This is a genomic window from Streptomyces sp. NPDC002896 (assembly GCF_040295225.1).
Taxonomy (GTDB): domain Bacteria; phylum Actinomycetota; class Actinomycetes; order Streptomycetales; family Streptomycetaceae; genus Streptomyces.
Map to the genome: position 1 here is coordinate 18,808 of NZ_JBEOVA010000052.1, position 21,147 is coordinate 39,954.

A 21,147-nucleotide genomic window follows, 5' to 3' on the forward strand; every position below is an offset into this window, starting at 1 on the left:
CGGAGCCCTGCCCGACGGGGGCCTCGCGGCGCCGCCACGCCGTCACGCCGTCACGCTGTCCTCCGCGTGCCGGGACGCGCACCGCGCCGCGTGCATCGGCATCTCGGTCAGGCCCGGGTAGTAGATGTGCAGGCTGACGGCCGGTTCGAGGGAGTCGTTGACGACCTCGTGGACATACCCGGGCGCGAAGACCCGCTGCGCACCCGCCCCCAACGCGCGCGTGCCGCGCTCGGTGCGCTCGGTCAACTCCCCGTCCAGCACGGTCAGTACGCCGGACGAAGGGCCGTGGTCATGCAGCCCGCTGCCCTGCCCGGGCACCCAGGAGAGCAGCCACACCTCGTAGCCGGGCCCGGTGCGCAGCCGGTGGTACCAGCGGGAGGTGGCGTCGTACTGGACCAGGTGCTCCCACTGCGCACGGTCGGCGGCGATGGAGCGCGCGAGACCGGCGAACTCGGCGACGGTGACGGGGTGTTGACGGGCGGGCTGGAGGAGGTGGGGCACCTCGAGGATGTCGCCGGCGATCTGGAGGTCGCTGTCGCTGTTCATGGATGCGGTGGTTCCTCGGCGGAAGAGTGCTGAATGTCGTGGGGGGCCGCCCGTGATCAGCGACGGAAGGTCGCCGTGGCCGGGCGGTGGGTGCCCGGTGGGAGGGCGGGAGGGGACAGCCGGAGCGAGGTGTGGCTCAACAGCTGGGACAGCAACAGCAACAGCACGTGCGGGCAGCACCGAGGAACCCGCCGGGGCGGGGCACGGAGAGCGCCAAGTTCACGAGCATGCCCACCAGGACATCGGTTCATGCGTCCGATGTCAACTTGATGCCCGGTATGTGGGACATGTTTCACCTCATCCGGTTGCTCTGCATGGCGAAAGGTTTGTGCATACGGCGCCTGGGACACGTGCCGCATAGGTCCGCGCACCAAACGCCGTTGCGATCCTGTGATCCGAATGTGATCCGTTTCGCTTCGGGGCGCACGACTGAACCGCATGAAAGTTCGGAGCGTCCTTCTCTGCAGGGACCAGAAAGCCTGGGCAGGCCACTGGCAAGTGTCATGGTTTATGCCGATTTGAACACTTTCTGTACGGGCTTGGTTCCGCAGAGTGAATAAGGGGCTCAATAGCAGATCTCGGCTTGACTCGCCCGGAGCTGCACACTTGTAATTTCACTCGTGTCGTTCGGCCGGTATCGGTAACGGCAACATCACGGGGACGCAAAGACAGACGAGGGGCGCACATGACCGAGCTGTTCCAGCAACTGCTGGTCGAGGACGCGGACGAGGAGCTCGGCTGGCAGGAGCGCGCGCTGTGCGCCCAGACCGACCCCGAGTCCTTCTTTCCCGAGAAGGGCGGCTCCACCCGCGAGGCCAAGAAGGTCTGCCTCGCCTGTGAGGTCCGGTCCGAGTGCCTCGAGTACGCGCTGGCCAACGACGAGCGGTTCGGCATCTGGGGCGGCCTGTCCGAGCGTGAACGCCGCCGGCTCAAGAAGGCCGCGGTCTGAAAGTCGCGGCCTGAAAGTCGTGGCGTCTGCCCGTGCAAGTCGCGCGTCCGACGTGGTCGCCGTCTGGAACATGGTCGCCGTCTGAACGCACGGCGAACAAAGCACCACCGGCACGCGCGCGTGCCCGAACACAACCGGTCGAACCGTGCAGATCAGGCCGGAGAAACCGCACACATGCTCACGTAATGTCGGCCCGTCGCAGGTGGTTGTCCACAGGCGGCGGGCCGCCGTGCTGGCCAGCCGTTAGTGTGGGCCCTCGTCCGAGACACCCGTCGCCCCGCAGGGCACAGGCGTCCACCGCAGTCCATCGAACCGGGGCCCGCACCTCGATGACCGTGCACAGTCATACGGCAGCCCAGTACGACGCTGCCTCCGCAGTGTTCGACCAGACTCGCCAGGCGGCGCTGTCCGACCCGACGCGCCCGCCCGAGTTCCCGCGGCAAGTCGTCACCGCGGTGATCGTCTCGCACGACGGTGCCCGCTGGCTGCCCGACGCCCTCGCCGGGCTGCTCGGCCAGGAGCGACCCGTGCAGAACGCCGTCGCTGCCGACACCGGCAGCGCGGACGACTCCGCCCAGCTGGTCACCGAGGCACTCGGCGCCGACCGGGTGCTGCACCTCGCCCGCCGCACCGGCTTCGGCGCCGCCGTCGACGAGGCCGTTCGCATCGCCGGCGTCCTCACACCGGACGACCTGCCGTACCTCAGGCGCCCAAGCGGCTGGGACCCGGTGAACCGCACCTGGCGCGACGACGCGTACGACATGCCGGACCTGCCGTACGGCGAGCCCGAGCAGTGGCTGTGGCTGCTGCACGACGACTGCGCCCCCGAACCGGACGCGCTGGCCGAGCTGCTGCGCGTCGTGGAGAACGAACGCGAGCTCGGCAAGGACGTCGCGATCGTCGGCCCGAAGCTCCGCGGCTGGTACGACCGCCGGCAGCTGCTCGAGGTCGGCGTCACCATCGCCAACAGCGGCCGCCGCTGGACCGGCCTCGACCGGCGCGAACAGGACCAGGGCCAGCACGACCACGTGCGGCCCGTGCTGTCCGTCTCCACCGCCGGCATGCTGGTCCGGCGCGACGTCTTCGAGCAGCTCGGCGGCTTCGACCGGCGGCTTCCGCTCATGCGTGACGACGTCGACCTGTGCTGGCGCGCACACGCCGCGGGACACCGCGTTCTGGTCGCACCCGACGCCGTGGTGCGGCATGCGGAGGCGGCCTCCCGCGAGCGGCGCACCGTCGACTGCGTCGGCCGCACGGCGACCAGCCCGCACCGCGTCGACAAGTCCGGCGCGGTCTACACCCTGCTGGTCAACGCCCGTGCGGCAGCGCTCCTTTGGGTGCTGCTGCGCCTGGTGTTCGGCACGCTGCTGCGCACGCTCGCGTATCTCGTCGGCAAGGTGCCCGGCCAGGCGCTGGACGAGGTCGCCGGCCTGTTCGCCGTACTGCTGCGGCCGGAGCGGGTCCTCGCCGGACGGCGCCGCCGGGGCAGACCCCAGGTCGACAAGGCCGAACTGCGGCCGCTCTTCCCGCCGCCCGGCGCGACCGTACGGGCCACCGTGGAGCAGGTCGCGAGCAACCTCGTGGGCCGCTCCGACCCCGAGGTCGCCTCCGGCGCGGGACGGCACGGCGGCGCCATCGAGTCCGGACCCGGCGGCGACGACGCCGACTTCCTCGAGATCGAGCAGTTCGCCCGCCTCAAGCGCGTCGCCCGCAAGCCGGGGCCCATGCTCTTCGTGGTCCTGCTGTTCGTCTCCCTCATAGCGTGCCGCGAGCTGCTCGGCGGTGGAGCGCTCGCCGGCGGGGCGCTGTTGCCCGCGCCCGCGGACGTCTCCGGGCTGTGGGGACGCTACGCAAGCGGCTGGCATCCGGTCGGCACCGGCGGCACCCAGTCCGCGCCGCCCTATCTCGCGCTGGTCGCGATGCTCGCCGCCGCGCTCTTCGGCTCCACCGGACTTGCCGTCACGGTGCTGCTGGTGTGCTCCGTGCCGTTGGCCGGTTTCGCCGCCTACTTCGCGTCGCGCCCCCTCGTCGAATCGCGCCTGCTGCGCGCCTGGGCGGCTGTCGCGTACGCCTTCCTGCCCGCCGTCACGGGCGCGCTCGCGGGCGGCAGGATCGGCACCGCCGTACTCGCCGTGCTGCTGCCGCTCATCGCGCGTGCGGGTATCGCCGCGAGCGGCCTCACCGCGCGGGGCGACGCACGCGGCAGCTGGCGCGCCACCTGGGCGTACGCTCTGCTGCTCACCCTCGCCATGGCCTTTACGCCGATCATCTGGCCGATCGCGCTGATCCTCGGCATCGGACTCCTTGCGGTCCGCAGAGCCGACCTCGTCGCGTACGGGCTGCGCTTCCTGGCCGCGCTCGGCACGCCGCTGCTGATCCTCGCTCCCTGGTCGCTGTCGCTGCTGCCGTTCGGCTTCTTCAAGGAGGCCGGTCTGGAGTACGGGAAGGGTTCGGCGTCCGGTCTCGACCTGCTCGGTGGATCGCCGGGCGGCCCCGGCGCGGTCGCCGGTCTGATGCTCATCGGCATCGTGCTCGCGGCGCTGGCCGCGCTGCTGCGCGGCGAACGGCAGACCGCGGTGTACACCGCCTGGGCCGTCGCGCTCGTGGCCCTCGTCTTCGCGGCCCTCTCGAACGGCTCGACGTGGGCCGGGCCCGCAACCCTCGTTTACGGCGTCGCACTGCTTGGTGCCGCCGCGCTCGGCGCCGACGGGGCACGCGCGCGTGTGGCCGAGCAGAGCTTCGGCTGGCGGCAGCCGGTGGCCGCCCTCATCGCCTTCGCCGCGGTGGCCGGGCCGCTGATCGCCGCCGTGGGATGGATGATCCGCGGTGCCGACGGTCCGCTGGAGCGGCGCGACCCGGTGCAGGTGCCCGCCTTCGTGGCCGAAGAGGCCGACACCCGCGACCAGCCCCGCACCCTCGTACTGGACAGCGATTCGGACGCCGAGGTCGCGTACACCCTGGTGCGCGGCTCCGGCGCCCGGCTCGGCGACGCCGAACTGACCGAGGCGGGCGACAGCAACACGAAGCTCGACAAGGTCGTCGCCAACCTCGTCGCGGGCTCCGGTGCCGACCAGGCCGACCAGCTCGGCGGCTTCGCGGTGCGCTATGTGCTCGTACGTGGCGGGGCGCCCCGCCAGATGAGCCGCGTCCTGGACGCCACGCCGGGCCTGAGCCGCCTCAGCCAGCAGGACGGCAGCTCGCTGTGGCGCGTGGACCGCCAGGTCTCGCGCGCCGCCATCGTCCCGAAGTCCGGCGACCCGCTGCCCGTCGCCTCCGGGCCCGTCGAGCTGCACACCACGATCCCGGCGGGCGAGGCGGGCCGCGTGCTGCGCCTCGCCGACTCGGTCGACGACGGCTGGACGGCAACGCTCGACGGCCGCCCGCTCACCGCGACCACGGTCAACGGCTGGGCCCAGGGCTTCGAACTGCCCGCGACCGGCGGACGGTTGGACGTCACCCACGACGCTCCGGTCACGCACACCGCCTGGCTGTGGGCGCAGGGCGCACTCGCTGTCGTCCTCGTCGTCCTCGCGCTGCCTGGCCGCCGCCGGGACATCGACGACGACCTGCCCGACGAGCCCGTCGTACCCGCCCAGCCCGTGGCGGGGGAGGGGCGCCGCGCGCGCCGGCTCCGGGCGCAGGCCGAAGAGACAGCGGCCCAGGAGGACGGGGCCGCGGAGCCCGAGGAGAGCGGCGCCGTACCGCCTCCTCCGGAGGAGGCCCCGGCAGCAGTTCCCCAGCAGCAGTCGTACGGGGAGTGGGAGACGCCGGGCTACGGGGGCGGCGAGTACGGGACGTACGGCCAGCAGCAGGAGGGCGCCCAGTACCCGGCAGGCTCGTACGAGCAGGCGGGTGCGTACGACCAGGCGGGCCAGTTCGAGCAGGGGTACCAGGCGGACCCGTACCAGGGCGGCCAGTACGACCCGTACGCGTACGGCGGGACGTATGAGGCGTACGACGCGTCGTACGGCCAGTCCGGCCAGACGGCCTACGACGAGGCCCCGACGGCCTATGACGGGTCGCACGAGCAGCAGCCGACGCAGCCGCCGCACGGCACCGACCATGAGCGCCCCGACGGGAGCCACCAGTGAACCGCACCACCGTTTCCCTGATCGCCGCCGTGACCGCGCTCGCCGCCGTCACCGGGTTCGCCTCTCTCACCGCGCCGGACGGTGCGGACGGCGGCGCGGCGAAGGCGGCCGCCCGTCTGCCCGTCGAGCGCTCCACGCTGCTCTGCCCGGCACCGAGCACCTCGGACCTCGCCGAGACCTCGTACACGTCCTTCACCCCCGAGGTGAAGGGTTCCGGCAGCACCGGCAAGGCCGAAGTGACCGCGGCGACCAGGGAGTCGAAGGACGGCGCCAAGGGCAAGGCGGACAAGCCCGTGCTGTCGCCGAAGGAGCCGGGCAAGCCGGTCACGGGCGAGTCGTCGGGCGCGGAGGCGCCCGCGCTCGTCGGCACCGCCGAGGGAAGCCTCGCACCGGGCTGGACCGTTCAGCAGACCACCGAGATCCCGGCGGGCATCACCCGGGGCGTCCTGGGAGTCGACTGCACCGCTCCCGACACGGACTTCTGGTTCCCGGGCGCCAGCACCGCCGAGGAGCGCAGCGACTACGTCCACCTGACCAACCCGGACGACTCGGCCGCGGTAGTCGACATCGAGCTCTACGGCAAGGGCGGCGCCCTCAAGTCCGACGTGGCCGAGGGCATCCAGGTCCCGCCGCACTCCAGCGTGCCGGTGCTGCTGTCCACGCTCGCCGACGAACCGCAGACCAACCTGACCGTGCACGTGACCGTGCGCAGCGGCCGGGTCGCCGCCGCCGTGCAGGCCGCCGACGACAAGCTCGGCGCGGACTGGCTGCCCGCCTCCGCCGACCCGGCCGGCAGCCTGGTGCTGCCGGGCATCCCCAAGGACGCCACGGCCGTGCGCCTGGTCGCCTTCGCGACCGGCGAGGACGACGCCGACGTGAAGGTGCAGCTGGCGTCCCCGAACGGCCTCATCACCCCGGCCGGGCACGAGACGCTGCACGTCAAGTCCGGCATGACGGCCGCCGTCGACCTGGGCGACGTCACCAAGGGCGAGGCGGGCTCGCTGGTCCTCACACCCACGGAGGACTCGGCGCCGTTCGTGGCGGCCCTGCGGGTCGTCCGCGGCAAGGGCAGCAATCAGGAGACCGCGTTCATACCGGCGACGCGCCCGGTCGGCGCACGCGCGACGGCCGCCGGCAACCGCGCCAAGGGCTCGACGCTCTCCCTGGTCGCCCCGGGCAAGTCCGCCAAGGTCAGGGTCACGGCGTCGGAGGGCAGCGAGGGCGGTACGGCGGTGACGAAGACGTACACGGTCAAGGGCGGTACGACGACGGCGCTGCAGGCGCCGGTGCCGAGCGGTCTGAAGGGGACATACGCGCTGACGGTGGAGACGGTGTCAGGCGGCCCCGTCTACGCCTCGCGGATGCTGGAACTGCCGCAGGACGGCATCCCCATGTTCACCGTGCAGACGCTGCCGGACGACCGGGGGACGGTCTCGGTGCCGACAGCGGACCAGGACCTCTCCGTGCTGCAGAAGTGATCCCGCCCTGCCGGTGACCTCCACCGACGCGTGACCGGGGCCTGGTACGGGCGGTCAGTCCTCCCCGTACCGCGGGTCCACCGTCTCCGGGGTGAGGCCCAGCAACTCGGCGACCTGCTCGACGACGATCTCGTGCACGAGTGCGGCGCGCTCGTCGCGTCCCTTGGTGCGGATCTCGACCGGGCGGCGGTAGACGACGACGCGCGCGGGGCGGCCCTCGCGCGCCGGGATCGTGCCGCCCAGGGGAACGGCATCCTCGCCCCAGGCCACCAGATCCGCCCCGGCGGCAGGGCCTCCACCGTCGAGCCTCGGCACCTCCAGGACCAGGAAGTCGATGTCGGCGAGCTGCGGCCAGCGGCGCTCCAGCCGCTCGACGGAGTCCTGGACGAGGTCCGCGAAGGCCTCGGCGCGGCTTGCGGAGAGCGGAACCTGCGGAGGCGCGACGGGGCCCCGCATACCCCTGCCGTGGCGGTCACGGCGGCGGGGCCTGGGCTCGGCGGCACGGGGCGGTACGGGGCTGTCCATCACCGATGAAGCGTAGTCCTCGGGCGGTCTTCTGTGGTGGCCGCCCGCGCGGCTGCTGAGCAGGCGTCCTGCGGACACCGACCGCGTGGCCGACGCCCGCTCGGCCGCGTATCGCCGATTCCGTCGCAGAACACGGCATGTCGTTCGATGACCATTCCAGCCAAGCTCGAGATCGATTCCGTATCTCTCCGCGTCTCTCCGGGACCGCTGATGGCATGGCGTATGTCTGGATATGCACCAGGTGGTGACTGCATGTAACTCGGCCGCTTCCCGGGAATGCGACGGTCTGTGCAGGTCAGCGGCGAGCGTTCGGGAGCGGACGTGGCAAGGATCACGCCACGACACGGTGGAGTGACCTCGGAGGGAGTCGTCGCGGCCCGCTCAAGAGTGCGGTACCGTCCAACGTCGTGAGCCCTGTACGTCGCTGTTCGCGCACCGCTTGCGGCCGTCCCGCCGTCGCGACGCTGACGTACGTCTATGCCGACTCGACCGCGGTCCTCGGCCCCCTCGCGACCTACGCGGAACCCCACTGCTACGACCTGTGCGCCGAGCACTCCGAGCGGCTTACCGCGCCGCGCGGCTGGGAGGTCGTCCGGCTCGCCGACGCCTCGGGCCCGGCCCGCCCCACCGGCGACGACCTCGAGGCCCTCGCCAACGCCGTGCGTGAGGCGGCCCGCCCCCAGGAGCGCGCGGCGGAGGCCGGGGGCGGCGGGCGGACCGTCGACCCGAGGGAGGTCGGGCGCCGCGGGCACCTGCGGGTTCTGCGCTCGCCTGACTCCTGAGGACCTGCGGGTTTTACGCTCGCTGGATCCCTGACGGCCTGCGGGTTCTGCGCTCGCCGGACTCCTGACGCCTCGCTTTCCTTGCTCCAAAGTCGCCCTCTCCCGGCCCCAAGTCGCCCCCTGACGGCACCAGTTCCCCCGCTGCGCCACTTCACCTGCACGACTTCACCGCCGTACGACCCATTGACTTGGCGTTGTCGCGGACACGACCATTCCTCCCGCCCGTGAGAAATTGCTTTCCGCATCACGGAAAACCTGGAGGCGCCTCGTGTTCGTCCAGCAACTCGAGCCCGTGGCCGATTCGCTCGGCATGTCCGCGCTCGTCGCGACTCTTCCCCTCCTCACCGTCCTCGTCCTGCTCGGCGTAGTCCGTATGAAGGCGCACCACGCGGGGCTCATCGGCCTCACCGTCGCGGCGCTGGTCGCCTGGCTCGCGTACGGCATGCCGCTCGGCCAGACGCTCGCGGGTGCCGCCCAGGGGGCCGTGTTCGGCCTCTTCCCCATCCTGTGGATCGTCGTCAACGCCCTGTGGGTGTACCGGATGACGGTCCGCACGCGGCACTTCGACATCCTGCGCCGATCCTTCGGGCGGCTCTCGGACGATCCGCGCATCCAGGCTCTCGTGGTCGCATTCTGCTTCGGGGCGCTGCTGGAGGCGCTCGCCGGCTTCGGCGCACCCGTGGCGATCTGCTCGGTGATGCTGGTCGCGCTCGGCTTCGAGCCCGTACGGGCCGCTGTCGTCGCCCTGGTCGCCAACACCGCACCCGTCGCCTTCGGCGCGATGGGCACCCCGGTGGTGACGCTCGCCGAGGTCACCGGGCTGCCGCTGGACTCGGTCGCCTCGGTGGTGGGCCGCCAGACGCCGCTGCTCGCCCTCGTGGTGCCGCTCGTGCTCGTCGGCCTGGTGGACGGGCGGCGCGGGCTGCGCGAGACCTGGGTGCCCGCTCTCGTCTGCGGCGCCGCATTCGCCGTCGCGCAGTTCGCCGCGTCCAACTACGTCTCCGCGCAGCTCGCCGACATCGGGGCCGCGCTGGCGGGCGCCGGTGCGCTGGTGGCGTTGCCGGGGGCGCGCAGGCCCGCCGCGGAACCCGTACGGGCCGCGGTCCTCACCGGCGTACGCAGCGACGAGCTCGACGAGGACGATCCGCGGCCCGAGGTGGTGCGCGCCTACGCCCCGTACGCGCTGATCGTCGCCGTCTTCTCGATCGCCCAGATCCCGGCCGTCAAGGAGCTGTTCGCGGAGGCGACCCGCACCTTCGACTGGCCGTTCCTGAACGTCGCCAATCCGGATGGGGACCCGGTCGGCCAGAACGTCTTCTCGCTGCCGCTGCTGTCGACCGGCGGCACGCTCGTGCTGCTGGCCGGGCTCGCCACCGCCGCCGTTCTCCGCGTGCACGCGCGCGTGGCGGTGCGCGAATGGGCGGCGACGGTGCACGAGCTGAGGTTCGCGATCCTCACCGTGACGTCCGTTCTCGCGCTTGCGTATGTCATGAACCTGTCTGGTCAGGCGGCCACCATCGGCCACTTCGTGGCCGCGGCCGGCGCGGGCCTCGCCTTCCTGTCGCCCGTTCTGGGCTGGTTCGGCGTCGCCGTCTCCGGCTCCGACACCTCGGCCAACGCCCTCTTCGGCGCGCTTCAGGTGACCGCGGCACAGCAGTCGGGGCTCTCGCCGGAGCTGCTCGCTGCGGCCAACAGCTCGGGCGGCGTGCTGGGAAAGATGATCTCTCCGCAGAACCTGACGATCGCCTGCGCCGCCGTCGGCCTCGCCGGCAAGGAGGGCGATCTGCTGCGCAAGGTGCTGCCCTGGAGCATCGGACTGCTGCTGGTCATGTGCCTGATCGTGGTGGGGCAGAGTACGGCGGTCCTCGGCTGGATGCTGCCGTGACATGACGCGGCGCCCGGCCATGGTCGTCTCTCTGGCGGTTCTCCGGCGGCCCCGTCTCCGGCTGTCAGCGCCTGCAGGTAGTTTGGGGCGACTGATGAGGGCTTGAGGGCTTCAGGAGAGGACGGCCGTGACTGCTGATCTGTCACAGCTCGTGAAGGCGTACGACGTACGCGGGGTGGTCCCGGATCAGTGGGACGAGTCGCTGGCCGAGCTGTTCGGTGCCGCCTTCGTACAGGTGACGGGCGCTGCCGCGATCGTGACCGGGCACGACATGCGGCCCTCGTCGCCGGGCCTGTCGCGTGCCTTCGCGCGCGGGGCCGCGTCCCGCGGTGTCGACGTCACGGAGATCGGCCTGTGCTCGACGGACCAGCTGTACTACGCCTCGGGGGCGCTGAACCTGGCGGGCGCGATGTTCACGGCCTCGCACAACCCGGCTCAGTACAACGGCATCAAGCTGTGCCGGCCGGGTGCTGCACCCGTCGGCCAGGACACGGGGCTGGCCGAGATCCGCGCCCTCGTCGAGGAGTGGAGCGAATCCGGCGCGCCCGAGCCGGTGGCCACGCCCGGCTCCATCACCCGGCGGGAGACCCTCGAGGACTACGCGGCGCACCTCCGCTCCCTCGTCGACCTGACCATGATCCGCCCGCTGAAGGTGGTCGTCGACGCGGGCAACGGCATGGGCGGCCACACCGTCCCCACCGTGTTCGCCGGCCTCCCGATCGACCTGGTGCCGATGTACTGCGAGCTGGACGGCACCTTCCCGAACCACGAGGCGAACCCGCTCGACCCGGCCAACCTCGTGGACCTGCAGAAGCGGGTGCGCGAGGAGGGCGCCGACATCGGCCTCGCCTTCGACGGCGACGCGGACCGCTGCTTCGTCGTCGACGCGGGCGGCGCCCCGGTCTCACCGTCGGCGATCACGGCCCTGGTGGCATCGCGCGAGCTCGCCAGGAACGGCGGCACGGGCACCGTCATCCACAACCTGATCACGTCCTGGTCGGTCCCCGAGGTCGTCCGCGAGAACGGCGGCACGCCGGTGCGCACCCGCGTCGGCCACTCGTTCATCAAGCAGCAGATGGCCGAGACGGGCGCGATCTTCGGCGGCGAGCACTCCGCGCACTACTACTTCCGCGACTTCTGGAACGCCGACACCGGCATGCTCGCCGCCCTGCACGTCCTGGCGGCGCTCGGCGGCCAGGACGGCCCGCTGTCGGAGCTCGTCGCACAGTACGACCGCTATGCGGGCTCCGGCGAGATCAACTCGACGGTGGCCGACCAGGCGGACCGGCTGACCGCGATCAAGGCCGCTTACGGGGGCCGGGACGACGTCACCCTCGACGAACTCGACGGCCTGACCGTCAGCGCCGCCGACTGGTGGTTCAACGTCCGCCCCTCCAACACCGAGCCCCTCCTCCGCCTGAACGCGGAGGCCCGGGACGTGGCCACGATGACGAAGATCCGCGACGAGGTTCTGACGATCATCAGAAGCTGAGGGCTGCCTCGTGTGGGTTCTGCCCGTTTGTGGGCAGTCGTTCCGTTGGGGCGATGGGGGTCCTCCCTGCTCGAGCGAAGCCGAGAGCATGGGGGAGGGTGGGCACAAACGGGCCACTGGCCCGCACGTAACCACGAAGCTCAGCCCCGCGGACGTACCGCCCAAGGCCCACGTGCCAGGTACGCTGACCAGGCCGCACGTACCCTGCCCAGCTGTTCGAAAGGACCCGCAATGCCGCTCGAAGCCGGCCTCCTGGAGATCCTCGCCTGCCCGGCCTGCCACGCCCCCCTCAAGGAGCAGGAGACCGAGCTGGTCTGCACCGGCAAGGACTGCGGCCTGGCCTACCCGGTCCGGGACGGCATCCCCGTACTGCTCGTCGACGAGGCCCGCCGCCCCGCGTAACCGTAGAGACAAGCGCGGCAGTCACAGCCGCGACGGCGATCGGAGGCCGACGCCCATGCTCGACGAATCGCTGCTCGACGACCCCGAGGCGCTCGCCCGCGCCGACCGCCGAGGCCTGCTGCGCGGCGCCGCCGAGGCCGGCGCCCGCGTGCGCACCGCCCTCCGGCACGCGGCCGAGGCGGGCCTCATGGACCTCAAGCCCGACGGCCGTCCCCGGGCCCTGCTGACCGCGGGACCGGGCATGGCCGCCAACTGCGTCGCCGACCTGCTCTCCACGCTGGTCGCCGCGGGCTGTCCCGTCACACGCCTGGCGCCCACCGGCGTGGCCCCGGCCGCCGGCGCGCTGCGCTGGGCGCTGCCCGGCTGGGCCGGCCCGGTCGATCTGCTGCTCATCGCGACCCCCGACGGTTCGGAGCCGGGCCTCGCCCTCCTCGCCGAACAGGCGTACCGCCGCGGCTGCACGGTCGTCGCCGTGGCCCCCGCCGGCTCCCCGCTCACCGAAGCGGTCCAGGGCGCCGCACACGGCCTGGTCGTACCGATGGCCACCGCTCCGTACGAGGAGCAGGAGCAGACCGCGGCGGCGAGCCCCGGTGCGCTGTGGGCGCTGCTCACACCGCTGCTGACGCTCCTGGACCGCACCGGCCTGCTGGACGCACCGCCCGACGGTCTCCAGAAGGTCGCCGACCGCCTCGACCACACCGCCGAACGCTGCGGCCCGGCCACCGCGACGTACGAGAACCCGGCCAAGACGCTCGCCGCCGAGTTCGCCGAATCCCTCCCGCTGATCTGGACCGAGGGTTCGGGTGCGGGCCCCACGGGCCGCCGCTTCGCCGCCGCGCTCGCCGAGCTCGCGGGGCGTCCCGCGCTCGCGGCCGAGCTGCCCGAGGCGATGCCCGCCCACGGCGCGCTGCTCGTCAGCACCCTCGCCGGGGGCGCCGACCCGGAGGACTTCTTCCGCGACCGCGTGGAGGAGGAGCAGGCCCTGCGCGCCCGCGTCCTCCTGCTCAGGGACCAGCCGACCGACGTCCTCAGCGCGGCCCCCGCCGCCCGCGAGCTCGCGCTCAGCCACGACACCGCGATCAGCGAGCTCGAGCCGGAGGGCGGCAACGAGCTGGAGGGCCTCGCGGAGCTGATCGCCATCACGGATTTCGCCGCCGTTTACCTGTCGCTCGCTTCGGGGGCCTGATCTTGACCGGACCGGCCGGGGCCCGATCCCGTCCGGTCCGGGCCGTACGGCGCTCCACCCGCTATCGGGCCACAGATCAGCGTACGAAGATACGAAGCTCTGGCCCGCGACGAGCTCTGACCCGCGTACGAGCCCGCTGACCCCTGTACGGAGAAAGCAGCCACGATGGACCGCCTCGACAACACCATCCGCCCCTACGCCTGGGGTTCGACCACCGCAATCCCCGAGCTGCTCGGCGTCGAGCCGACGGGTGAGCCGCAGGCGGAGATGTGGATGGGCGCCCACCCCGGCGCACCGTCCCGCACCGCGCGCGGAGCGCTGAACGTGGTGATCGACGCCGGCCCCGAGCGTGAACTGGGCGCGCGGTCCGTGGAGAAGTTCGGCCCTCGGCTGCCGTTCCTGCTCAAGATCCTCGCGGCCGGCGCCCCGCTGTCCCTCCAGGTCCACCCCGACCTCGCGCAGGCGAAGGAGGGGTACGAGGCAGAGGAGCAGCGCAGGGTCCACATCGACGCCCCCCACCGCAACTACAAGGACGCCAACCACAAGCCCGAACTGATCTGTGCGCTGACGCCGTTCGACGGCCTGTGCGGATTCCGGCAGCCGCTCCAGGCCGCGGAGCTGCTCTCCGGCCTGGACGTCGACTCCCTCAAGCCCTACGTCGACCTGCTGCACGCCCACCCCGTGGAGGCCGCCCTCCGCGAGGTCCTCACCGCCGTGCTCACCGCCGACCGCGACGAGATGGCGGCCACGGTCGCCGAGGCCGCGGCGGCCTGTGCTCGACTGGCCGAAGACCCGGACACCTCCGACTTCGCAGCCGACTACGCGGCGTACGCCTCGATCGCGCACCACTACCCTGGCGACCCGGGCGTGATCGCCGCCATGCTGCTCAACTACGTCCAGCTCCAGCCCGGCGAGGCCCTCTTCCTCGGCGCCGGAGTCCCGCACGCCTACCTGGGCGGCCTCGGCGTCGAGATCATGGCCAACTCGGACAACGTCCTACGCTGCGGCCTCACCCCGAAGCACGTCGACGTCCCCGAACTGCTGCGCATCGTCCGCTTCGAGGCGACCGACCCCGGCGTACTGCGCCCCGAGGCCGCCCCGGACGGCGAGGAGGTCTACGCGACGCCGATCGACGAGTTCCGGCTCTCCCGGTACGTCCTGCCGGAGAGCGCGGCGCCGCACGACGTGACCTCCCCCACCCCGCAGATCCTGCTCTGCACCGCCGGCTCCGTGCGGACCGGTGAGTTCACGCTCGCGCCGGGGCAGTCGGTCTTCGTCCCGGCAGGGGAGAAGACCGAAGTGTCCGGGACCGGCACGGTCTTCCGTGCCACTGTGGTGGCCTGATGAGCCGGATGAGCCGGATGCTTCCCGTGCTGCAACAATGACCCACCGCAAAGGGTCGGCAAAGGAAGCCGGCCCGGCGCGGCGACGTACGGACCAGGCGAAGGGACACGACGAACACATGAGTGCGTCAGGCGGTACCAAGGCGATCGTGGCGGCATTGGCCGCCAACCTCGCAATTGCCGTAGCGAAGTTCGTGGCGTTCCTCTTCAGCGGCTCGTCGTCGATGCTCGCCGAATCGGTGCACTCGGTCGCCGACTCCGGCAACCAGGCGCTGCTGCTCGTCGGCGGTAAGAAGGCCCAGCGCGAGGCGACCCCGCAGCACCCCTTCGGCTACGGCCGCGAGCGCTACGTCTACGCCTTCCTCGTCTCGATCGTCCTGTTCTCGGTCGGCGGCATGTTCGCCATCTACGAGGGCTACGAGAAGATCAAGCACCCGCACGAGCTCGAGCACTGGTACTGGCCGGTGGGCGTGCTGGTCTTCGCGATCATCGCCGAGAGTTTCTCCTTCCGCACCGCCATCAAGGAGTCCAACCCGCTCCGCGGCAAGAAGTCGTGGAAGGAGTTCGTACGCCACGCCAAGGCGCCCGAACTGCCGGTCGTCTTGCTGGAGGACCTCGGGGCGCTGGTCGGCCTGGTTCTGGCGCTCCTCGGTGTCGGCCTGGCCCTGATCACGGGCGACAGCGTCTGGGACGGCATCGGCACCCTCTGCATCGGCGTCCTGCTCATCCTCATCGCACTCGTCCTGGCCGCCGAGACCAAGTCGCTGCTGCTGGGCGAGGCCGCCGGCGGCGAGGAGGTCGCGAAGATCGAGTCCGCGATCGTCGACGGCGACAAGGTCACCCGCATCATCCACATGCGCACCCTCCACCTCGGCCCCGAGGAGCTCCTCGTCGCCGCCAAGATCGCGGTGCAGCACGACAACACGGCCGCGGAGGTGGCCGCCGCCATAGACGCCGCCGAGGCACGCGTCCGCAAGGCCGTGCCGATCGCCCGCGTGATCTACCTGGAGCCGGACATCTACAGCGAGTCCGAGGCCGCCAAGGGCCCGGACCGGGACGCCACCCCGGGCGGCCCGACTCCCGGCGCGGAGCACTAGCGGTCGGTCGTTTGTGGGCAGTCGTTCCTCCCCCAGTGCCCTTAAGGGCCTGGGAGATACCCCCAGGGCGATGGGGGTCCCCCTCCTCGAGCGAAGCCGAGAGCTTGGGGGAGGTCGGGCACAAACGACCCGCGGCCCGCACCGTAGTCACCGGCATGCCCGCGGACGGCGCAGGACTGAGGCCCGTGGGCGCGTCGACCGCCCAGGGGCCGCAGCCCGGCGGGCGGACTGGGGCCCGCTGGGTCGATCGGTGTAGATTCGTGGGACAGCCAGACGTCGCTGCTGATGGCGGTCGGGCGGTCCGCACCGCGGACCGACCGAGGGAGAGAGGGCCTCCGACGGACTGGGCCGCGCGCGCCCGGGCACCGGTGTGTCCGCCGCCGCAGAGCCAGCCGTACCCACCCTCGACCCATCACGAGGAGCAGCCCGTTATGACGACGACTGTCGATCACCGACAGGACTTCAAGGTCGCAGACCTCTCCCTGGCCGAGTTCGGCCGCAAGGAGATCACCCTCGCCGAGCACGAGATGCCCGGCCTCATGGCGATCCGCAAGGAGTACGCCGAGCAGCAGCCGCTGAAGGGCGCCCGTGTCACCGGCTCCCTGCACATGACCGTGCAGACCGCGGTCCTGATCGAGACCCTGGTCGCGCTCGGCGCCGAGGTCCGCTGGGCCTCCTGCAACATCTTCTCCACCCAGGATCACGCCGCCGCGGCCATCGCGGTGGGCCCGAAGGGCACGCCGGACAACCCGCAGGGTGTGCCGGTGTTCGCCTGGAAGGGCGAGACGCTGGAGGAGTACTGGTGGTGCACCGAGCAGGCCCTGACCTGGCCGAACAGCCCCACCGGCGGCCCGAACATGATCCTCGACGACGGCGGTGACGCCACCCTCCTGGTCCACAAGGGCGTCGAGTACGAGAAGGACGGCAAGGTCCCGTCCGTCGACACCGCCGAGTCCGACGAGCACCGCGTCATCCTCGAGCTCCTCACCCGCACCCTGAGCGAGAGCCCGCAGAAGTGGACCCGGCTCGCGTCGGAGATCCGCGGCGTGACGGAGGAGACCACGACCGGCGTCCACCGCCTGTACGAGATGCAGCGCGACGGTGTGCTGCTGTTCCCGGCGATCAACGTGAACGACGCCGTGACGAAGTCGAAGTTCGACAACAAGTACGGCTGCCGGCACTCGCTGGTCGACGGCATCAACCGCGCCACCGACGTCCTGATCGGCGGCAAGACCGCGGTCGTCTGCGGCTACGGCGACGTGGGCAAGGGCTGCGCGGAGTCCCTGCGCGGTCAGGGCGCCCGCGTGATCGTCACCGAGATCGACCCGATCTGCGCGCTGCAGGCGGCGATGGACGGCTACCAGGTCACGACCCTCGACGAGGTCGTCGACAAGGCCGACATCTTCGTCACGACGACCGGCAACAAGGACATCATCATGGCCTCGGACATGGCCAAGATGAAGCACCAGGCGATCGTCGGCAACATCGGCCACTTCGACAACGAGATCGACATGGCCGGTCTCGCGAAGGTCCCCGGCATCGTCAAGGACGAGGTCAAGCCGCAGGTCCACACCTGGACGTTCCCGGACGGCAAGGTGCTCATCGTGCTGTCCGAGGGCCGCCTGCTGAACCTGGGCAACGCGACCGGCCACCCGTCGTTCGTGATGTCCAACTCGTTCGCGGACCAGACGCTGGCCCAGATCGAGCTGTTCACCAAGCCCGAGCAGTACCCGACGGACGTCTACGTGCTGCCCAAGCACCTGGACGAGAAGGTCGCCCGTCTCCACCTCGACGCGCTCGGAGTGAAGCTGACCCAGCTCCGCCCCGAGCAGGCCGCGTACATCGGTGTCGAGGTCGAGGGCCCGTACAAGCCCGACCACTACCGCTACTGAGCACCACCCGCTGCTGAGCGGCAGCCGCCCTCGACACCGCCTCTGTGCGGCCCCCCGAACCGGCGGCACCCTCAGCAGCACCGCTCAGCGGACTTACATCAGCAGGCCCTCGCCCACCGTGGCGGGGGCCTGCCCCCTACCAGCACCCGGACCCCGATCTCCATGCCCCGCGGCCGCTATTCGCTCCATGATCCGCACGATCACACCCCCCTCGGTGAAGAGCACTTCCACTGCGCGCCCGGCCCCTCCGGCTGGCGCTACGTATCCCAACTGACCACCCCCTCCGGTGATCACGCCGGCTCCGTCGACCTCGCCCTCGACGAACTCGGCCGCCCCATCCGTCTCGAACTCCACGCCGCGAGCTGGCAGATCCGCGGCGCTGCCATCGACGGCGTCTCCTGGGTACGCACCGACCCCACCGGCACGCACGCCACCGAAGGCAACGCCCCCGCCCATGCCTTCACCGGCAGATCCCCCGCCTTCCTCATCGCGACCACACGTCTCCTCCGTCTCACCCCCGATTCCCCCGCGACCCGCGTCCGCCTCGTCGCCTTCACCGAACCGGTCCTGGCCCCGCGCACCCTCGACCAGTCCTGGGCCCTGCGGAACAGAGAAACACACGCCACTGACAACGGCCCGCTGACCGTGGACGAATACCAGGTCACAGCCCTGGACACCGGCGAACAGCACACCGTCCACATCGCCGGCGACGTGGTCCTGGCCGCGCCCGGCATCGAACTCGAGGACCTCGACACCCCGCCGTCGATGTAGCAGCACTCCGTGGTTGTGTTCCCTGGCTGTGTTCCCTACGCGGGAGGCACGAAGCCAGTGCCGGGCCCCGCGGCATCACGACTCCGCCCATCACCAGCCGACTGCTCAACGGGCGAACGGTGCTGCGGCGAGACGTGGTCCGGAGAGCGATGGTCCGGCGACCGGTACGACGGCACCCACTGCACGGCCCCGACCGCGTATCCCGCACCCGGATGAGCGGCGCCCTGGGCAGCCGCACTCACTGCCGACCCGCCGCCACCGGGGAGACCGGCCGAGGCCGCCCCGCCCCTCCCGAAGGCACGCCGCGCATCCCGCGACTGCCGCTCGTACACCACCGCCGCCAGATAGGCGGCCGGAGGAATTCCCGGTGGCATCGGAGCCCCCGTCCGCGCCGCAAGATCGGTGGCCAGCCGCTCGGCCATGACCCAGCCCACTTGCGGATCCAGCTGCCCCATCCGCGTCAGGTACTGGCGGATCGCGAGCCACAAACCATCCGGGACAGCAGACAGATCGAGCCCGGCGAACCGCCCCACCAGCCATGGCGGCGGCGGAGGAACGAAAGCAGCACGCCCGGTGGGCACCCGCTCCCGTACGACCAGAGTCCCCGCGAAGACATCGCCGAGCCGCCGCCCCCGCGCGGACACGAACGAAGCGATGCACGCGACGATCCCGAACGTCGCCAGGATCTCGACGACACCGAAGGCACCCCGCACCAGCGCATGCCGGAACCGGATCGGCCCACCGTCATCCCGCACCACCCGCAGACCGCACGCCAGCTTGCCCAGCGAGCGCCCATGACTGAGCGTCTCCACGGCGATGGGACCGCCCACCAGCACCAACAGGAAGGCAGCCACCGAGACCGCCGCGACCGCGGCCTCATCCAGTGACGCCGTGGCAGCCGCCAGGCCCAGCAGCACAGCCACATAGACGACCCACGCCACGATGAGGTCGATCAACACGGCCAACGCACGGCTCGGCAGCTTCGCGGGACGCAGCTCCAACGCCACCGCCTCGCCCGTCACAAGCTCACTCACGTCGGCCGCCTTCCCCTGCCCCGCCGTACCGTCCCCTGCCCTGCCTTACGAACAGCCAGTCTGCCAAGCTGAGTGCGCACGTGCCGCCAGTAGCCGTAGCCACGCAGCTGTCGCTGCCTCCACAGCAGCCACAGCAGCCTCAGTGAGAGCAGCCGAGGAGCAGCAGATCCGATGGACCTGGACGTCTTCGTGTCCGCCCACAGAGCGGAGTGGGACCGACTGGACGCCCTGCTGCGCCGCCAGCGCCGCCTGACCGGCGCCGAAGCGGACGAACTGGTCGTGCTCTACCAACGCACGGCCACCCACCTCTCCCTGATCCAGTCCAGCGCACCAGACCCCCAACTCGTCGGCCGTCTCACTCAACTGGTGGCACGCGCGCGTAGCGCCGTCACCGGCACCCGTCGCGCCTCCTGGCGCGACGTGACCCGCTTCCTGACGCACGGTTTCCCCGCAGCCGTCTACCGATCCCGCCACTGGTGGGTCCCGACCGCGCTTCTGTCGACGGTCGTCGCGGCTCTCCTCGGCTGGTGGATCGGCACCCACCCCGAGGTCCAGTCCGCAATCGCGGCCCCCTCCGAACTACGCGAGCTCACCCGCCCCGGCGGCCAGTACGAGACGTACTACTCGAGCCACCCGGCGGCCTCCTTCGCCGCACAGGTCTGGACGAACAACGCCCAAGCCGCCGCGATGTGCCTGGTCCTCGGCGGCTTCCTGTGCGTGCCGGTCATCTGGATCCTCTTCCAGAACATGCTCAACCTGGGCGTGGGCATCGGCCTGATGTCCTCCGCCGGCCGTCTCGACACGTTCCTCGGCCTTGTACTGCCGCACGGCCTGCTGGAACTGACCGCCGTCTTCGTCGCTGCCGGTACGGGCCTACGGCTCGGTTGGACCCTCATCGACCCGGGCCCTCGGACCCGCCGCACGGCCCTTGCGGCCGAGGGACGCGCCGCTGTCGGCATGGCGATCGGCCTCGCTCTGGTCCTTTTCGTCTCCGGCGCCATCGAAGGCTTCGTCACTCCTTCGGGCCTGCCGACCTGGGCCCGGATCGGCATCGGAATCGCCGCTGAGCTGGCCTTTCTCGCGTACGTCTATGTGCTCGGCGGCAGAGCGGCCCGCGCCGGCGACGTGGGCGACCTGGACGAATCCGAGCGCAGCGCCGTCGTGCCCACCGCCGCGTGATGTGCGGACACGCAGGCTGACCTGCTAGTCTCCTCTTCGCCCCGAAAGCCGTTGACACGGTCGGTTCGGGGAGGTAGATTCGAACAGTTGCCTGGAGTGGAGCATGCTCAGGGGCATCCGTGAGCATCTACCTGCTTCCAAGATCGCATCCTTATGGATCACATCCTTGAGAAGCCATCCCGATTAATCAGGAACGAGTGGCCGGTCAGCCCGGTCAAAAACCTCTGATAAAGTCGGAACCGCCGAAAGGGAAGCCGCAAGGCAACCGAAGGCAAAAGGCCCTCCAACGGCCACCGGAAATGAATTCCGACCGGGAACGGAACGGAAAACGGATCTGGTAAGGTTGGAAACACCGAAGGGAAGCGCCCGGAGGAAAGCCTGAGAGAGTCTCTCGGGTGAATACAAAGGAAGCGTCCGTTCCTTGAGAACTCAACAGCGTGCCAAAAATCAACGCCAGATATGTTGATACCCCGTCCATCTTGATGATGGTCGAGG

General features: G+C 71.1%; 17 protein-coding genes. 13 read left to right on the plus strand and 4 right to left on the minus strand.

Features of this window, described 5'->3' with window-relative positions:
- Window positions 1–42 precede the first annotated feature (42 nt).
- Window positions 43–546 (minus strand): cysteine dioxygenase, encoded by a 504-nt coding sequence (locus tag ABT009_RS43765; protein ID WP_351307815.1) that lies wholly within the window; start codon window positions 544–546, stop codon window positions 43–45.
- Between the two features lie 685 nt (window positions 547–1,231).
- Here ABT009_RS43765 and ABT009_RS43770 point away from each other — a divergent pair.
- From ABT009_RS43770 to ABT009_RS43780, 3 genes are all read left to right on the plus strand, one after another.
- Window positions 1,232–1,495, plus strand: a complete 264-nt coding sequence (locus ABT009_RS43770; protein ID WP_017945871.1) for a WhiB family transcriptional regulator — start codon at window positions 1,232–1,234, stop codon at window positions 1,493–1,495.
- 329 nt (window positions 1,496–1,824) lie between these two features.
- Window positions 1,825–5,586, plus strand: coding sequence for a glycosyltransferase family 2 protein (locus ABT009_RS43775; RefSeq protein ID WP_351307818.1), 3,762 nt, complete (start codon window positions 1,825–1,827; stop codon window positions 5,584–5,586).
- A complete protein-coding gene (locus ABT009_RS43780) occupies window positions 5,583–7,064 on the plus strand; it encodes a DUF5719 family protein (RefSeq protein ID WP_351307821.1) in 1,482 nt (493 codons plus the stop codon). Before ABT009_RS43775 ends, ABT009_RS43780 begins: the two co-directional genes overlap by 4 nt.
- Window positions 7,065–7,118: 54 nt before the next feature.
- On the opposite strand, the gene ABT009_RS43785 is transcribed toward ABT009_RS43780, so the two are convergent.
- The gene (locus ABT009_RS43785; protein WP_351307861.1) at window positions 7,119–7,589 is read right to left on the minus strand and encodes a metallopeptidase family protein; all 471 of its coding nucleotides are present in this window, start codon (window positions 7,587–7,589) and stop codon (window positions 7,119–7,121) included.
- 407 nt (window positions 7,590–7,996) lie between these two features.
- On the opposite strand from ABT009_RS43785, the gene ABT009_RS43790 reads away from it, so the two are divergent.
- The 9 genes from ABT009_RS43790 (at window position 7,997) to ABT009_RS43830 (ending at window position 18,439) form a co-directional block, all read left to right on the plus strand.
- The gene (locus ABT009_RS43790; RefSeq protein WP_351307824.1) at window positions 7,997–8,371 is read left to right on the plus strand and encodes a DUF3499 domain-containing protein; all 375 of its coding nucleotides are present in this window, start codon (window positions 7,997–7,999) and stop codon (window positions 8,369–8,371) included.
- A gap of 268 nt (window positions 8,372–8,639) precedes the next feature.
- Window positions 8,640–10,256, plus strand: a complete 1,617-nt coding sequence (locus ABT009_RS43795; protein ID WP_351307826.1) for an L-lactate permease — start codon at window positions 8,640–8,642, stop codon at window positions 10,254–10,256.
- Window positions 10,257–10,383: 127 nt separating this feature from the next.
- Window positions 10,384–11,748 carry a phosphomannomutase/phosphoglucomutase gene (locus ABT009_RS43800; RefSeq protein ID WP_351307829.1) on the plus strand — a complete coding sequence of 455 codons (1,365 nt, stop codon included), beginning with the start codon at window positions 10,384–10,386 and terminating at the stop codon, window positions 11,746–11,748.
- Between the two features lie 231 nt (window positions 11,749–11,979).
- The gene (locus ABT009_RS43805) at window positions 11,980–12,150 is read left to right on the plus strand and encodes a Trm112 family protein (protein WP_351307832.1); all 171 of its coding nucleotides are present in this window, start codon (window positions 11,980–11,982) and stop codon (window positions 12,148–12,150) included.
- 55 nt (window positions 12,151–12,205) lie between these two features.
- Entirely contained in the window at window positions 12,206–13,336 is a 1,131-nt protein-coding gene (locus ABT009_RS43810; RefSeq protein ID WP_351307834.1) for an SIS domain-containing protein, read from the plus strand.
- Between the two features lie 165 nt (window positions 13,337–13,501).
- The gene (gene manA / locus ABT009_RS43815) at window positions 13,502–14,680 is read left to right on the plus strand and encodes a mannose-6-phosphate isomerase, class I (protein ID WP_351307837.1); all 1,179 of its coding nucleotides are present in this window, start codon (window positions 13,502–13,504) and stop codon (window positions 14,678–14,680) included.
- Between the two features lie 118 nt (window positions 14,681–14,798).
- Complete coding sequence (locus ABT009_RS43820) at window positions 14,799–15,776, plus strand: cation diffusion facilitator family transporter (RefSeq protein ID WP_351307840.1); 978 nt, start codon at window positions 14,799–14,801, stop codon at window positions 15,774–15,776.
- A 431-nt stretch (window positions 15,777–16,207) separates the two neighbouring features.
- Window positions 16,208–17,668 (plus strand): adenosylhomocysteinase, encoded by a 1,461-nt coding sequence (ahcY, locus tag ABT009_RS43825; RefSeq protein ID WP_351307843.1) that lies wholly within the window; start codon window positions 16,208–16,210, stop codon window positions 17,666–17,668.
- A gap of 162 nt (window positions 17,669–17,830) precedes the next feature.
- Window positions 17,831–18,439, plus strand: a complete 609-nt coding sequence (locus ABT009_RS43830; protein ID WP_351307846.1) for a hypothetical protein — start codon at window positions 17,831–17,833, stop codon at window positions 18,437–18,439.
- Window positions 18,440–18,474: 35 nt separating this feature from the next.
- Here ABT009_RS43830 and ABT009_RS43835 read toward each other — a convergent pair whose 3' ends face one another.
- Complete coding sequence (locus ABT009_RS43835) at window positions 18,475–19,473, minus strand: RDD family protein (protein ID WP_351307849.1); 999 nt, start codon at window positions 19,471–19,473, stop codon at window positions 18,475–18,477.
- A gap of 171 nt (window positions 19,474–19,644) precedes the next feature.
- On the opposite strand from ABT009_RS43835, the gene ABT009_RS43840 reads away from it, so the two are divergent.
- Complete coding sequence (locus ABT009_RS43840) at window positions 19,645–20,652, plus strand: stage II sporulation protein M (protein WP_351307852.1); 1,008 nt, start codon at window positions 19,645–19,647, stop codon at window positions 20,650–20,652.
- 214 nt (window positions 20,653–20,866) lie between these two features.
- Here the strand turns inward: ABT009_RS43840 and ABT009_RS43845 are convergent.
- A partial coding sequence (locus tag ABT009_RS43845) for a hypothetical protein (protein ID WP_351307855.1) occupies window positions 20,867–21,147 on the minus strand: 281 nt, incomplete at its 5' end.